This is a genomic window from Methanobacterium veterum (genome assembly GCF_000745485.1).
Lineage (GTDB): Archaea > Methanobacteriota > Methanobacteria > Methanobacteriales > Methanobacteriaceae > Methanobacterium_D > Methanobacterium_D veterum.
Window position 1 is genome coordinate 314,054 of the sequence record NZ_KN050693.1, and the last position, 14,494, is coordinate 328,547.

Below are 14,494 nucleotides of genomic sequence, written 5' to 3' on the forward strand. Positions count from 1 at the left end.
GTATATTAAACTATACATTGGACATTTTAAGGATTAGATCATCTGAAAAATAATTTTATTTTTTGGAAATTTAAAAAGATTTATATGGGTTAATTTTATAAAACTAAAAGTGAAATGTATCAAAAATGTAGACATTGGTTTATCCGATTAGTATAATTATTTAATATGAATTTTATGGAGTTTAGTAGGAAAAAAAGAGGTATAAGTGAGGTTGAGAAAAATACAAGCATTAGAAAATCTCTGATTTTCTATGCGTCAAAATCTTTGATTTTGACTGTATTTTTCGAACCACGAAAATTTTTTTGTAAAAAAAATTTTAGAGGTGTTTTAGTATTCTAGGCGAAACAGAATTAATCAAACTATTTCCAGATTTTGAAGGGCTCATACAGCCTTCAGGGATCGATTTACCATTAGAAGACGTGTTTATTCAAAAAAGTGCAGGCTCTCTAATTGACAACGAAAAAAATCTTCCAGAATTAGAAAAACTTGAAGGTCCAATTTACACTTTAAAAGCAAAAACAGCTTACTCAGTCACAGTGGCGCCTAAAGTTAAAATCCCAAAGGGATATTCAATGCTTTACCGCCCGCGTTCCACCCTTAACAGGTCCTTTATTTCAGTCCATACAGCAGTAGGTGACCCTGGATTTTATGGAACGCTCCAGTTCATGGTTTACAACTACGGTGAATTCGACTACCAGATTAAAAAAGGGGAAAGAATCGCCCAAGCAGTTGTATTTAAGGTTTCAGGCTCTGGAGAATATAACGGAAGTTATCAAGAGTCGGAATAATATTTTTTAAATATTTTAAGTTCCTTTTTTATTTGGATACATTTTAAATTCCTTTTTTTTGAATATAACAAAAATAGATAATTTTATATTACTTATTTTACAGATAGTGCGCCATAACAGTATTCTGTTAATTGAAATGAAAAGGTGTGTTAAATGGAATTCAATGTTCTCTTAGAGGTCTTTTTCATACTGCTGGTAGTTATTTTGGTTAGTTATGTGGTCTATACGAAGTATATAAAAAAATCATCATTATTAAATGATTCAAATTTCATTTTTACTCCAAAAAACATGTTTAATTATTCTCCAGAATTATTAAATACCTATTTAAATGAAAAAACAGATTTAAATGGATATGAAGATGGATTTAAGGCAACTTTACTGGATTTAATAAATAAAAATTATATCATTTTCTCAAATACAATTAATTCTAATTCTGCTAAAAAAAATAACCATTCTTCAGGCCCTATCGTTAGAATAAATAAAAAAAAGAGTGTAAATAAACTTAAACCCTATGAACTAGATGTAATTAACTTTTTGAAGCGGTATGATAAAAAAGGAGTAATTTCATTATATTTTATAGAGGATGATTTAAAAAATTTAAAAGCTTCCAAAAAATTCGAAAGCAGATACAAAAGCTGGGAAAAGCATCTCAAAAATGAATATTCGAATAATAAATTCTTTAGAGGAGATTCAACAGAATTTATGAATGAATTGGACGATTTTAAGTCGTATGTTTCTGGCAGGGATATAACTAATGCAGATATTTCTCCTGATGATATTAACCAGTTTTTGGTTTATGGAATGGCATTAGGCATTGGAAAGAAAGCTGTGGAGAACTTTGAAAAATATTTAGATGAAACTACCCTAAAAAATAGTGAAATTTACCAGATTATCAAAGTCAACGGCCTAAATTTTGTTGAGCAAGGATTTAAAGGGCTATATCTAGTAAAACCTGGCCAGCATGACTCCAATACTGATGTTTACGGTTATTGATATTTATTTAAATCTTACAATGCTCTGTCAAGACCATCAACAGCTTCAGGGTTTGCAAGGGTGCTTGTGTCTCCCACATCTTCACCTTTAACCTTGGCTTTTATGACCCTCCTCATTATTTTTCCGCTCCTTGTTTTTGGGAGGTCATCAACGAAGCTTATGTATTTTGGAGTTGCAACAGGGCCTATTTCAACTCTAACATGATATTTAAGGGTGTCTTTTAGTTCCTGTGTGGGTTTAAAATTATCCTTGAGTATAACAAATGCTGCAATTTCTTCGCCCTTTATTTCATCAGGCTTTCCCACCACTGCAGCTTCTGCCACGCATTCATAACTTACAAGGGCAGACTCCACTTCTGCAGTCCCGATTCTATGCCCTGCAACACTTAAAACATCATCTTCACGGCCCTGAATCCAGAAATAACCGTCAGAATCTTTTCTCGCCACGTCCCCGCTCAGGTACATATTTTTAAATGCGCTCCAGTACGTTTTGATGTACCTCTGCGGGTTCCTGTAAATGGTTCGAAGCATTGAAGGCCATGGAGTTTTGATTACAAGGTGCCCTCCTTTTTCAGTCAGAGACCTTCCCATATCATCTAAAATATCTGCCTGGACTGTTGGGAAAGGCATAACTGCAGAGCCGGGTTTAAGCGGCGATATTGGCAAAGGGGTTATGAGGTGCATTCCAGTTTCTGTCTGCCACCACGTGTCCATTATGGGGCATTTCTCCCTGCCGATGTATTTATAGTACCATACCCATGCCTCAGGGTTTATAGGCTCACCTACAGATCCTAGAAGCCTTATTGAACTTAAATCATATTTTTGAGGCCATTTGGGGCCGTATTTCATGAACATTCGTATTGTCGTAGGTGCAGTATAGAAGACATTTACTTTATAACCTTCTACAATTTTCCACAGTCTTCCTGGGTCCGGATAATCTGGAGTACCTTCAAATATGATGGATGTCACTCCAAGTAAAAGCGGTGCGTAGACTATATAACTGTGGCCTGTTATCCATCCAATGTCGGCGGCACACCACCATATATCGTCCTCGTTAAGGTCAAAAACGAATTTTAAAGTGGTATAAATTCCAACAGCGTACCCCCCGTGAACGTGTACAACGCCCTTTGGTTTTCCTGTTGTCCCGGAGGTGTATAAAATAAATAATGGGTCTTCAGAGTCCATAACTTCAGTTTCGCACTCTTCGCTCATATTTTCTGTAATTTCATGCCACCAGAGGTCTCTGCCTTCATGCATTTTAACATCTATGCCTGCATTGTTAATTACAATAAGATTCTTGATTGTAGGTGTATTCTGGAGTATATCGTCCACGTTTTCTTTAAGAGGTATTAATTTTCCCCTTCTTGTAAATCCATCTGTGGTTATGGCCACTTTTGATTTTGAATCGTTTACCCTCTCTTGAAATGCCTTTGCCCAGAACCCTGAGAAAACAACGGAGTGCACAGCCCCAATTTTGGCACATGCAAGCATTGCCACTGGGAGTTCAGGTATCATCGGCAGGTAAATGCTTACAGTGTCTCCTTTCCCAATACCTAATTCCCTTAATGCATTGGCAAATTTGTTTACATCACACCAAAGCTGGTGGTAAGTTATTTTCCTGGTTTTTCCATCTTCTCCTTCCCAAATATAAGCTATTTTATCTCCTTTGCCGTTTTTAATGTGTCTATCTAATGCATTATGGGCTATGTTAAATTTGCCCTCTAGAAACCACTCTGCATGGGGCGGGTCCCATTTTAATACATTTTTATAAGGTTCAAACCATTCAAGTTCCTTTGCAAGGTCATCCCAGAACCAGTCTGGATTATCATTAGCTTTTTTGAGTAATTCATCATAATTTTTTATTTTATATTTATTCATCCACTGCGTGATGTTGCTTTTTTCCACAATATCTTTTGTAGGCTTAAATATCCTTTCTTCTTTGAGTAAAGCTTCCAAATCCTTTGGCATTTTATCCCTCAAGATTTTTGAAATCATGTGATTAAATTTATCCTCAATTTTACAGTAATACTATTTTTGTTTTATAGATGGTTAAAAATTTCCCACTTTTAACCATCGGAAATTGGAAATTTCCTCAATATTAAAAATTTCCGATCTTTTAACTTTCGCAAACTTAGTCACAGTAATGTTAAATTTATGTCAAAAATCTATGATTTTCAATGTTTACGAAACCAGTGTTTCGTAATTGCAAAATTAGAAATTTTTGCATGTTGAGGGGAAATCAAGGATTTTCAGAACTGTAAATATTTGATTTTGCAGACAAAACAAGGTGTTTCTGTCATTTATTTAAAATAAAATTTAAAAATAAGAATTGAGTAAAATTAAAAATAAATTATAAAAGATGAAATAATATTTTCCAGAATTTATCAAAAGTCGATTTATTTAACTTTCAGGACAACTAGGGTCATATCGTCGATTTGAAACTTATCTTTACTGAACGATGAAATTTCCTGATTTATTTTCTGGATCATCTCTTCTGGTTTTAGATTGTAGTTTTCTCTAAGGAGGGTTTTAAGTCTTTCAATTCCGAAATGCTCTTTTTCTTCATTTAAAGCGTTAATGACTCCATCTGTGTAGAAAATAAGTATATCTCCAGAATTTAAGTTTATTTCGTTTTCTTCAAACTCCCTGTTTATTATTTTACCTAAATGGAAGTTCTCATTTATGAGCTTTACAATACTTTCACTGTCTTTTATAAAGAGCAGTGGAGAATCGTTACCTGCATTGATATAGCGCAGAGTTTTATTTTTCATATCCAGCACTGCATAAAATAGTGCTAAATCAATTCCGGAGTCTGCTTCAATCATTACAAGTTTATTTAAGTACTCCATCACGTCAGAAACATGCTGAGTTTCCCTGGCTTTTGTCTGGACAATAGTTTTGGATAGGGCCATTAACAGCGCTGCAGGGACACCTTTCTCAGAAACATTGGCAATCGCAATACCAAGTTTATCATCTGTAACTGGAATAAAATCGTAGAAATCGCCTCCAACTTCTTTTGCAGGTATATTAAAAGCAGAGATGTCATAATCATTTAATAACGGAATTGTGTCTGGTATAAAAGTCTGCTGAATCTTTTGTGCTACTTTTAGCTCATTTTTTTTCCGCTCAAGTTCGTCAAAATACAGGTCACGTTCTTCTGTAGTTTTCTGTTCTCTCAACAGGTTTGATATTATAAACGAAAAAACAAGTATTCCCATGGCATTTGCGAAGATCATGGGGACGCTAACTTCACCCACAATTGCCAGTGCCTGTGAATATGGATGTATGAGGAGAATAACCAGTAACATATGAAACATTTCCATTAAAACTGCAAAGATCACCGCGCCCAGGATTCCGATGAATTTACGCCCGTTTGCTATAAATATAATTCCTGCAAATAGTCCTGCAAGAATTGTAGCTATTGAACAGGGTACTGTGGTTGGTCCCCCTAAAAAGAAGTATCTGTAAAGCCCACCAATAAGTCCAGTTCCTAAACCTACTACTGGCCCGCCAATTAAACCCGCTATCATGGGGCCAAGATCTCTAACATTTGCAATGGCGCCGAATACATCTATCCCTGAATATGAACCAAAAATGGAAATTATTCCAAATAGTAAAATAACTACAGCTTGATTTTTAAGGGTGAATTTACCTGCTAATATCTCCTGGAAATATTTAATACGTGAAACAATATAAGCAATTACAATAATTACGCATGTTTTTTCTATAAGTACAAGTAAGTAGTGTATGGTGGAAGGTAATGATTCTTTTCCACCTTCTAAAATGAGCAACGCGCTTAAACTTCCTATTACTGCAATTAATGCATGGAGATATAATATATTATGCTCTTCATTAGCTCTTAAATACGTTTTAATTTTTGAAAAATCAAATTGTATGTATTTTTTTGGAATTTCAGACATTAATAAGCACCTTATATTAACATAAAATTTATTTCTGCGGGTTTGTAATTATAAATAAACCTGCTATAATTTAATGATATTCATAATTGGAATATATAAATTTAATTAATTAAATAATTAATTTAGTTAATCGGAATGAAAATTAATATTATAATATGTAGTTTCAAACGTATAATGGACTTTAACGTTGGAATATTTTGAAGGCTTGTTTTAAAGTAGAATATAAATTAAATAATCTTAAATTTTGAATTTAGTAAAATTGTACAACTATTTTGTTTAAACATGAAAATAGTCAAGATAAAAATGTTGACAGTAATAGGGGTAATATAGCGGCTGGAAAAGAATTTAATGGGAATAATAACGCTAACAGCAACTATAATAGATATAAAAACCATATTTATTCATGATGAATCTAAAGAATGATAAAATGAGATGTGCAGATGCACTGATTAAAATTTTAGAATCAAATGGTGTTAAATTTATTTTTGGACATCCTGGAGAACAGATTTTGCCTTTTTACGATGCACTGAGGAGTTCAAAGATTAAACATGTTTTAATGCGCCATGAACAGGGAGCAGTGCATGCTGCAGACGGTTATGCAAGGGTATCTGGTGAATTTGGGGTATGTATTTCAACTGCTGGCCCTGGAGCTTTAAATTTAGTAATGGGTGTTGCAACTGCTTTTAAAGATTCGATACCGCTGATTGTAATCACTGGGGATGTAGACACTGATCTTAAAGGAACGAATGTATTCCAGGATATTGATATTGAAGGTGTTTTCAGGCCAATTACGCTGGAAACATTCCATATTGAAGACCCAGACGATGGTACTTTGAAATTAAAAAAAGCAATTGAAATGATAAAGCATGGGAAAACTGGACCGATTCATTTAAACTTTCCAAAAGATGTTTTAAATGATTATGTCGATACATTCTCACTTACCTCTGAAAATGTTGAAGAGAAAGATATTTCTTTAACTGATGTTGGTGATGCAGTTAAATTGATGGAAATGTCTGAAAGACCACTTATTCTTGCTGGAACTGGGATAATATGGGCACATGCCGTAAACGAACTGCGAGATTTTTCTTTAAAATATAACATTCCAGTTGCGACAACGTATTCTGCTAGGGGTGTTTTACCGGAAGATCACCCACTTTGTCTTGGAATGATCGGACTTAGAGGCACAACCGCTGCAAATTTTGCAGGTAAAAACTGTGATCTGCTGATAGCACTTGGCTGTAGATTCTCAGAAAGGACTGTACTCGGAATTGGAGACCCTGAAATAATTCATGTAAATCTTGACAACGAAGTTTTAGAAGGAGATGTTAAGATTCAGGGAAATGTTGGCCAGTTTTTAGATAAAATGAAAGATATAACTGTTAAAAACACTGGCAAATGGCTTCATGAATTAGATAATCATAAAAGAACCTATGAAATTAAAACTAATTATAATGATATTCCAGTTAAACCTCAAAGAGCTGTAAAAGAGATACTGGATGCTTCGGATGATTCAACAACAATAAGTGATGCAGGAACACATACTACATGGGTTACTTTACTTAAGAAAGTAACGAGACCTTCTTCATTGCTTTTTTCAGGAGGTTTTGGACCTATGGGCTACGGCCTGCCTGCAGCAATTGGTGCATCACTTGCAGACCCTGCTGAAAGGGTAGTTCTGGTGGTCGGCGACGGAGGGTTCCAGATGACAATACAGGAACTTGCAGTAATTGCTCAGGAGAATCTTCCTATTTTAATTTGTATCATAAACAACTGCTGCCTTGGAATTATAAAACAGTGGCAGGACATGCATTACAGGGAGAGATACGAAGTTGAACTTGAAAATCCTGATTTCTGTGAAATTGCAGATGCATACAGAATCAAATCAAAACGTGTGAATGCTCCTGGTGAAATATTTGATGCAGTTAAAAATGCTTTAGATTTAAATGAACCCTATTTAATTGATATCATGGTAGATAAGGAAGAAGGCATTATTTTACCTAAATTAAAACCCTAAATTATTAATTAATTATTTTATATTACTTGTAATATTTAAAAAAGTAGATTATTCAAATTATCTTTCTTAAAGCAATTTTATATATCGTTAATTTAATTATTGAAGTGTAACATAATTATTGGCATTATTTGAATAGTTGTAAAACAATAACTTCACTTGAAAATGAGAAAGAAATGTTTTATTAAGTTATTATGTAAAATGACTAACTGATTTACTTAAAACAATAATATTATTTAGAATGATGCGATATTAAATGAATTGATTTAAATTTATAATATTTTACACAAAAGGCGAAGGGTGATACAATGAAAGTTTTATTAATAAATCCGCCAGATACCGCTTCAAAATACAAATTCATAGGTCTTGTAGCCCCTACACTGGGAATAGCATACATAGCAGCTGTTCTTGAAGAAAATGGGGTTGATGTTAAGATCATAGATGGTTCTGCCCTTGAAATGAGCTGGGAAGAGCTTGAAAAAGAAATTCCTAAGTATTCGCCAGATATTATAGCCGTTACTGCAGTGACACCTGCAATCGATCAGGGCCTCAGGACTGCTAAAATTGGGAAAAAAGTGTGTCCTGATGCATATGTTGTTTTAGGAGGATATCATTCTACTTTTACGTATGATGAAGTTTTAAAGAACGATTTTGTAGATATTGTAGTTTGTGGTGAAGGCGAATACACCATGCTTGAACTTGCAGAGACCATTGAAAGCGGCGGTGATTTAAGAAAAGTTAAGGGAATAGCTACTAAAGATTTTAAAACACCTCCACGGCCAATTATTGAAAACCTGGATGAAATTCCATTTCCTGCCAGGCACCTTCTCCCTATGGACAAGTATAAAATTTTAAATTCGAAATTACCTGTAGGTACACTTATTTCGGGAAGAGGCTGCCCATTTCAATGTTCGTTTTGTTCATCAGCAGCTATGCACGGCCACAAGTTGAGATTAAGGTCTGCTGAAAATATTGTCGATGAGATGGAGCACCTGATCAACGACCATGATGCTGATATGATCGCATTTATGGACGATACATTCACTGTAAACAAGAGGCGCGTTGAAGAGATATGCACAAAAATGAAAGAAAGGGATTTAGATGTATACTGGGGATGTACAGCCAGGGTAGATACTCTGTCAAAGGATATTTTAGAAAAAATGAAGGACGCGGGGTGCATAACTCTTTTTGTAGGTGTTGAATCTGCAGATCAGCAGCAGCTGGATAATTTAAATAAGCAGACAACCATCGAAAAAATTAAAAGGACATTTGAACTTACAAGGGAGCTTGATGTCCGGACCATAGCATCTGCAGTGCTTGGAATGCCTGGCGACACTAAACAAAGCATTAGAAATACAATAGATTTCGTTAAAAACTTAAACCCGTCTTATGCTATTTTTTCACTGGCAACACCTTATCCTGGCACCAGGTTTTACATGAAAGCAAAGGAAGAGAACTTAATTAAGATAAATGATTGGTCCAAATATTCTTTAATGACCCCTGTCCTTGAAACTGTGGACTGTTCTCTTGAAGAGCTTAGAAAAATGCAAAGGAAGGCTTTCAGGGAATTTTATCTTCGACCCGGTTATATTTTGCGCCAGACACGTATGGATGGCCCCATTATTTTAAAAACAATACTTGCTATTCTTAAGGATGTTAGTAAACATAAGTAAGCTGTAATTTTTTACAGTAACTATTTTATTTTAGGTGCTTATCACCGGACGTATCTTCCAAGATAACTTAAAAAGAACCCCAAAACTATTAAAAGGACCATATAAACTGGGGACGAAAATAAAAAGTTGGAATTAGAACGTGCAAAATAATATATTATGTAATTAAAAGCATGGAATTTAATTAATAAGCCAAAGATAAACAATATGCCTAATCCTAGAGGTTTAATCATTTTTGAACTATTTAGTTTACTTTTAGAGCTTTTTTCCTTAGATAAAACATTAAAGTCATCAATACTGCTGTTTAAATATTTTCTATATATGAGTTTTCCTCCGCACCGGCACCGATCATAATCGTTGGCAGTTTCTCCAGGTTGAAGCTCGTAATAATCTCCACAATCTTTACAGACAAGGTAACCCATAATTTCACCATTAATATTCTACTTTTATGAGTCTGTTATTAATATGAATAAATATTGTGGTAACTGATCTAAAATAGAAGTTAACTTTGAGTGATTAAAAAGCGTTTAAAAATTTACAGTTTAAAATTAGCACTCTTATTTAAAATATAAAAAAATATGTTTATGGGCCAACGATGATTTATAATGTGGAATGATTGTTTCTCAGCTTTTTGCAATTGTTTTCCTGAGTACTCCCACTAAACCTTTACGATCATAATATGTTTTTTCGTCCATACTACCTAATGTTTCTAAAACCACATAATCTGCATTATTTTTCTTAGCTTGTTCCATTATATCCTGTTTAGTTGCAGGGTACAGGAGACCCTTTAAAAATGGTTCTACTTCCTCAATCGTCCCGCATGGCATAATTTTCACCTTTTATCATTTATTTATAAGTTAATGGGGATTGTAGACTGAAATTACATTTATAATCATTAATTACCAGTCTAAAGTTATTTTTGGAGTTTGAATTATTAATATGTTGTTATGTAGTATTAAAAATAAGTTGTTAATTTATGGTCTTTAAAATTACTTGGAAATATAATTCCATGTTTGATTTGGATTTATTTTTAGGTTAAGTTTATATTTATAGTTTAATGTGGATTGTAGACTGGAATTACATTTATAATCGGTGATTACCAGTCTAAAGTTATTTTTGAAGTTTAGATTAGTAATATGTTGCCATATTATATTAAAAAACAGCTTACTAATTCATGTTTTTAATTACTTAAAAATCGGATTTCATATCTAATTTAACTTCATTTTTTAAAATATGCTTATTTTATTTATTTTATGTAAAATAATGAAAAATAAACCTATTTTTTATTAGTACTGATAATTTTATAATTTAAAATGGATATAATATAATATGGGTTGAAATAATGGCAACTGTTGATGTATATTTTAAAAATAAGCAGAACAAGAAGCATTTTGCAGATGTTACAGACGTAATATATGAAGAAACATATGTTTTGATAGAATTTAACCAGGGACATGTGATGATACCATATTCAAGCTTGGAATATGTCGATGTTCAGGATGTATGGCCTGAAGAGGAAGAATAATTTTAGTACTACTGTTAATTACAGATACTAACTTTATAAATCAATTTTTCTAGACTATTACTAATTTTATAAACTAGGCGCGTGAACTTATGAACCAGATACAGAAACAAATATTGGATATATTAAACGAGTTTAACGATCAAAATCCGGGATATTATCTTGCCCGCAATTATTTGCTGGATAAATTAAAAATAGATGATAAATTACTTGAGGAAAATGCATTTCAGTTACGTGATGAAAAGTATGTAGACATATCTCCTGGTCTGGGAGTAGAATTTAGCTCAGTTAAAATAACTGGTAAAGGAATAAACTTAATAGAAAATTCAAGCATGTCTAATTTTACAGCTGCAGAAAATAGTGATGAAATTACAACTTCAAGTGATCTCAGGATAAAAAATACTTTTAATCAAATATATAACACGATAGAATCTTTAAATTTAAATAATAAAGATGAAGTCATAGGAAAAGTTAGTATAATAAGGGAAGAATTAAAGAAAGATGAAATTAACACTTCTAAAATTAGAAGCTCTACAGCATGGCTTAAAAGAAATGCCCCTTGGACAGTTCTCCCACTTGCACAAATTATTGTAACTGTTTACGGCTTAGACATGTCTAAATGAATATTCCGCACTTGCTCTTTTAAGTAAAGATTTTATTTTTTAATTTTCAGAATAAATAAAACAGTTCGAAAAAAATAGTAAAAAAGAAAGAGAATTATCCTATAAGATAAGCCTCTTCTACTGCTGCTACTCCGTTTCCGAGACAAACGTCCATTCCAAGACCTTTTAAAGTCATTTCGAGAGCAGCCATTGTAACAACAAGATCTCTGTAGTTAACATTACCCATATGGCCTATTCTGAAAACATTGCCTTTTAAGTGGTCTTGACCACCGGCAAGCACAATTCCATATTTATCTCTCATTGTGCCCCTCATGTCTTTATCAGTTATGCCTTCAGGCATTTTTACAGCAGTTACGGTTGTAGATGAAACCTCTTCGTCAGCAAATAGTTCAAGACCAAGAGCTTTAACAGCGTTTCTTGTGGCTGATGCAGCTAATTTGTGTCTTTCTATTCTAGCTTCAAGACCTTCTTCCATTACCATGTTTAATGCTTCGCGCATTGCGTACATTAAGGATACGGAAGGTGTGTATGGAGTTTCTGATGGTGTATGTTCTGCGTATTTTTTGTATTTCCTTACGTCTAAGTAATATGAGTTGGAGTCTACTTTATTGATTACATCCCATGCATCATCACTTACTGTGATTGCTGCCATTCCTGGTGGTGCGGCAAGACATTTCTGTGAACCTGTTACACAAATATCAATGTTATAATCGTCTACAGCTACGTCGTCCCCTCCAAGGGATGAAACAGTATCTACAACATATAAAGCGTTATAATCTTTAACAATTTTACCTACTTCTTCGATTGGGCTTGCGACCCCTGTTGAAGTTTCGTTGTGAACTAATGTCACAGCTTTAATTTCATCATCTTCTTCTAAAATATTTTTGACATCTTCGGGATTTACTGCTTTACCCCATCCCACATCAAGCTTAACGAAATTACCGCCGTTAGCTTCAGCTATCTGTGCAAATCTTTCTCCGAATTTTCCGCCAACAATATTTAAAATTTTATCTCCTTTATTAAGGACATTTCCAACTGCAGCTTCCATTGCAGCTGTTCCAGAACCGGTTATAGTGTAAGATGGATTTTCAGTCTGGAATACTTCTGACATCATTTCATTGACTTCAGTTAAAATATCAGCGAATTGAGCACTTCTGTGGTTCATCACTGCATCTGACATGGCTTTTAGTACTCGCGGAGCTACTTTGGTAGGTCCGGGTATCATTAGCAATGTTTCCTCCATTTTAAAAAACCTCCAAATATTACATATTTGGGGCCACCGAACACAAGTGTTCGGGCTTTCGAAAATTTTTATAAAAATTTTCAAAAGTTCAGGAAAAACGTCAAAAACCGTGGATTTTTGGCGTAGCAAAAATCGAAGATTTTTGCACGCTCCGTTTTTCCTTCAACCTCCAATTTTAAAAACTATATTAAACTTGATTCTCTTTTTGAGATACACATAAGTTTATCAATTAAACAGTTAATATACCTTTACTTCAGTCCCTGATTCTTAAATAGTCAAACTATTTTATCACCCTAAATTTTTATGATTTTACTTCAATTAATCATATTTTTTAAATTTGAATTTAATTCCAACAATTTATTTATTAAAAATAATATATCCACTTTCATGAATCTTGATGCTTGGTTTTCATGGTATGACAAAATACTAAAAGAATTCAGTTTCAGCCGTGAGGATGATGAGAAATCTGCAGAACTGTTAGACAGCCTTTTAAATGAAGATAACAGTTCAACCATAGCCGAAACTAACATAAAGGATATGGCCATTATTTTTGGGGCTGGACCTTCCCTTAAAGGAAATATCGAAGAACTGGACGAGCTGGATCAGCTGGAAGAACTAGATCTAAATAAATTCACGCTAATTGCAGCAGATGGGGCGACAACTGCACTTTTAGAGAAAGATATAGTTCCAGACATTATAGTTACGGATTTAGACGGTAATGTGGATGATATAATAGAGGCTAACGAGCGAGGAGCGATTCTAGCTGTTCATGCCCATGGAAATAATATTGATAAAATAAAAAAATATGTTCCAGAGTTAAAACGAATTTTGGGGACTACTCAAAGTGTACCTTTAGAAAATGTGTCCAATTTCGGCGGTTTTACAGATGGGGACCGTTGCATATTCCTGGCAATTGAACTTGGGGCAAGGTTTATACTTCTTGCAGGAATGGACTTTGGGGATATTGTAACCAAATATTCTAGGCCTGATTTACCTGAAGCAGAAGGTAAAGCTGATGAAATTAAGCAGATGAAGTTGAATTATGCTAAAAAACTTACGCAGTGGGCTGCAGAAAATGAAAATGTAAAAATAGTTAATATGTCTGGTGGAGAAAGCGTGCCTGGTGTTGATGATATCAAGTTTGAATAATATTTTCCATGATAAAAATGGGCACTGTTTGGGATTTACAATAAAATTAGAGTGTTAATATTTAAAAAAACTATTTATACTTAATTTAATTTTAAAAAGATAATGGAAATAAATTAATTCACTTTAATTCGCTGCTTTTTTTATCTATAACAGTCCTCAGATCTTTTATTGCATTTTCTAAACTGTCTATTTCTTTTTCGTATTCTTCCCCTTCTTTTTTATTTGCAAGCTGCATTATAAGTTCTGCTGTTTTAAATTGTGTTTCTCCCAATTTATTCATAATTTTGCCCATTTCTCTGTATTTTCGTTCATGTTCTGTCCAGTCTGCTCCAGCACTTTCTTTCCAGTAATCTTTCCAGTAATTTTCCCAGCTACCTTTATGGTATTTTTCCCAATCTGGCATTATAAAACTCTCCTAATAATTAAAGATTTTTAAGTGTTTCTGGAAATAGAACCATTTGAAATAGGAATTTAAGTAACATATTTCCAAAACAATAATATTACTATGATGAATATTATTAATATATTTTCATACCTTGAAATAAATAAGTTAAAAACGCCTAAAAAAAGATAGTT

At 33.6% G+C, this 14,494-nt stretch carries 13 protein-coding genes; 7 read left to right on the forward strand and 6 right to left on the reverse strand.

Going from position 1 to position 14,494, the window contains the following annotated elements; all coding sequences use genetic code 11:
* Positions 1–332 precede the first annotated feature (332 nt).
* Both EJ01_RS11735 and EJ01_RS11740 read left to right on the forward strand, forming a co-directional pair.
* Entirely contained in the window at positions 333–788 is a 456-nt protein-coding gene (locus tag EJ01_RS11735) for a dCTP deaminase (RefSeq protein WP_048080957.1), read from the forward strand.
* A gap of 153 nt (positions 789–941) precedes the next feature.
* The gene (locus EJ01_RS11740) at positions 942–1,781 is read left to right on the forward strand and encodes a DUF2207 family protein (RefSeq protein ID WP_048080956.1); all 840 of its coding nucleotides are present in this window, start codon (positions 942–944) and stop codon (positions 1,779–1,781) included.
* A 14-nt stretch (positions 1,782–1,795) separates the two neighbouring features.
* Here EJ01_RS11740 and acs read toward each other — a convergent pair whose 3' ends face one another.
* Positions 1,796–3,748, reverse strand: a complete 1,953-nt coding sequence (gene acs, locus EJ01_RS11745) for an acetate--CoA ligase (protein WP_048080955.1) — start codon at positions 3,746–3,748, stop codon at positions 1,796–1,798.
* Positions 3,749–4,176: 428 nt separating this feature from the next.
* Positions 4,177–5,700, reverse strand: a complete 1,524-nt coding sequence (locus EJ01_RS11750; protein ID WP_052376129.1) for a PP2C family protein-serine/threonine phosphatase — start codon at positions 5,698–5,700, stop codon at positions 4,177–4,179.
* A gap of 427 nt (positions 5,701–6,127) precedes the next feature.
* On the opposite strand from EJ01_RS11750, the gene EJ01_RS11755 reads away from it, so the two are divergent.
* On the forward strand, positions 6,128–7,714 hold the full coding sequence (locus tag EJ01_RS11755) for a thiamine pyrophosphate-binding protein (protein ID WP_048080954.1): 1,587 nt from the start codon (positions 6,128–6,130) through the stop codon (positions 7,712–7,714).
* A gap of 305 nt (positions 7,715–8,019) precedes the next feature.
* Entirely contained in the window at positions 8,020–9,384 is a 1,365-nt protein-coding gene (locus EJ01_RS11760; protein WP_048080953.1) for a B12-binding domain-containing radical SAM protein, read from the forward strand.
* 41 nt (positions 9,385–9,425) lie between these two features.
* On the opposite strand, the gene EJ01_RS16660 is transcribed toward EJ01_RS11760, so the two are convergent.
* Both EJ01_RS16660 and EJ01_RS11770 read right to left on the reverse strand, forming a co-directional pair.
* Positions 9,426–9,803, reverse strand: a complete 378-nt coding sequence (locus EJ01_RS16660) for a hypothetical protein (RefSeq protein WP_052376132.1) — start codon at positions 9,801–9,803, stop codon at positions 9,426–9,428.
* 201 nt (positions 9,804–10,004) lie between these two features.
* On the reverse strand, positions 10,005–10,208 hold the full coding sequence (locus tag EJ01_RS11770) for a DUF2795 domain-containing protein (protein WP_048080952.1): 204 nt from the start codon (positions 10,206–10,208) through the stop codon (positions 10,005–10,007).
* A 515-nt stretch (positions 10,209–10,723) separates the two neighbouring features.
* On the opposite strand from EJ01_RS11770, the gene EJ01_RS11775 reads away from it, so the two are divergent.
* On the forward strand, positions 10,724–10,906 hold the full coding sequence (locus EJ01_RS11775) for a hypothetical protein (protein WP_048080951.1): 183 nt from the start codon (positions 10,724–10,726) through the stop codon (positions 10,904–10,906).
* An 89-nt stretch (positions 10,907–10,995) separates the two neighbouring features.
* Entirely contained in the window at positions 10,996–11,526 is a 531-nt protein-coding gene (locus EJ01_RS11780; protein ID WP_048080950.1) for a hypothetical protein, read from the forward strand.
* Positions 11,527–11,620: 94 nt separating this feature from the next.
* Here EJ01_RS11780 and EJ01_RS11785 read toward each other — a convergent pair whose 3' ends face one another.
* Positions 11,621–12,769: a pyridoxal-phosphate-dependent aminotransferase family protein gene (locus EJ01_RS11785; RefSeq protein WP_048192885.1), complete on the reverse strand. Its 1,149-nt coding sequence runs from the start codon at positions 12,767–12,769 to the stop codon at positions 11,621–11,623.
* Between the two features lie 387 nt (positions 12,770–13,156).
* Between EJ01_RS11785 and EJ01_RS11790 the strand changes: the two genes are divergently transcribed.
* Positions 13,157–13,918, forward strand: coding sequence for a 6-hydroxymethylpterin diphosphokinase MptE-like protein (locus tag EJ01_RS11790; RefSeq protein ID WP_048081084.1), 762 nt, complete (start codon positions 13,157–13,159; stop codon positions 13,916–13,918).
* A gap of 118 nt (positions 13,919–14,036) precedes the next feature.
* Here the strand turns inward: EJ01_RS11790 and EJ01_RS11795 are convergent, their stop codons facing one another.
* A complete protein-coding gene (locus EJ01_RS11795) occupies positions 14,037–14,321 on the reverse strand; it encodes a hypothetical protein (protein ID WP_048080948.1) in 285 nt (94 codons plus the stop codon).
* Between the last annotated feature and the right edge of the window lie 173 nt (positions 14,322–14,494).

Bases quoted from the DNA above. Each gene is read 5' to 3' on its own strand.
- EJ01_RS11740 (WP_048080956.1), top strand. From the start codon at position 942: ATGGAATTCAATGTTCTCTTAGAGGTCTTTTTCATACTGCTGGTAGTT.
- acs (WP_048080955.1), bottom strand. From the start codon at position 3,748: ATGCCAAAGGATTTGGAAGCTTTACTCAAAGAAGAAAGGATATTTAAG.
- EJ01_RS11750 (WP_052376129.1), bottom strand. From the start codon at position 5,700: ATGTCTGAAATTCCAAAAAAATACATACAATTTGATTTTTCAAAAATT.
- EJ01_RS11755 (WP_048080954.1), top strand. From the start codon at position 6,128: ATGAGATGTGCAGATGCACTGATTAAAATTTTAGAATCAAATGGTGTT.
- EJ01_RS11760 (WP_048080953.1), top strand. From the start codon at position 8,020: ATGAAAGTTTTATTAATAAATCCGCCAGATACCGCTTCAAAATACAAA.
- EJ01_RS16660 (WP_052376132.1), bottom strand. From the start codon at position 9,803: ATGGGTTACCTTGTCTGTAAAGATTGTGGAGATTATTACGAGCTTCAA.
- EJ01_RS11770 (WP_048080952.1), bottom strand. From the start codon at position 10,208: ATGCCATGCGGGACGATTGAGGAAGTAGAACCATTTTTAAAGGGTCTC.
- EJ01_RS11775 (WP_048080951.1), top strand. From the start codon at position 10,724: ATGGCAACTGTTGATGTATATTTTAAAAATAAGCAGAACAAGAAGCAT.
- EJ01_RS11780 (WP_048080950.1), top strand. From the start codon at position 10,996: ATGAACCAGATACAGAAACAAATATTGGATATATTAAACGAGTTTAAC.
- EJ01_RS11785 (WP_048192885.1), bottom strand. From the start codon at position 12,769: ATGGAGGAAACATTGCTAATGATACCCGGACCTACCAAAGTAGCTCCG.
- EJ01_RS11790 (WP_048081084.1), top strand. From the start codon at position 13,157: ATGAATCTTGATGCTTGGTTTTCATGGTATGACAAAATACTAAAAGAA.
- EJ01_RS11795 (WP_048080948.1), bottom strand. From the start codon at position 14,321: ATGCCAGATTGGGAAAAATACCATAAAGGTAGCTGGGAAAATTACTGG.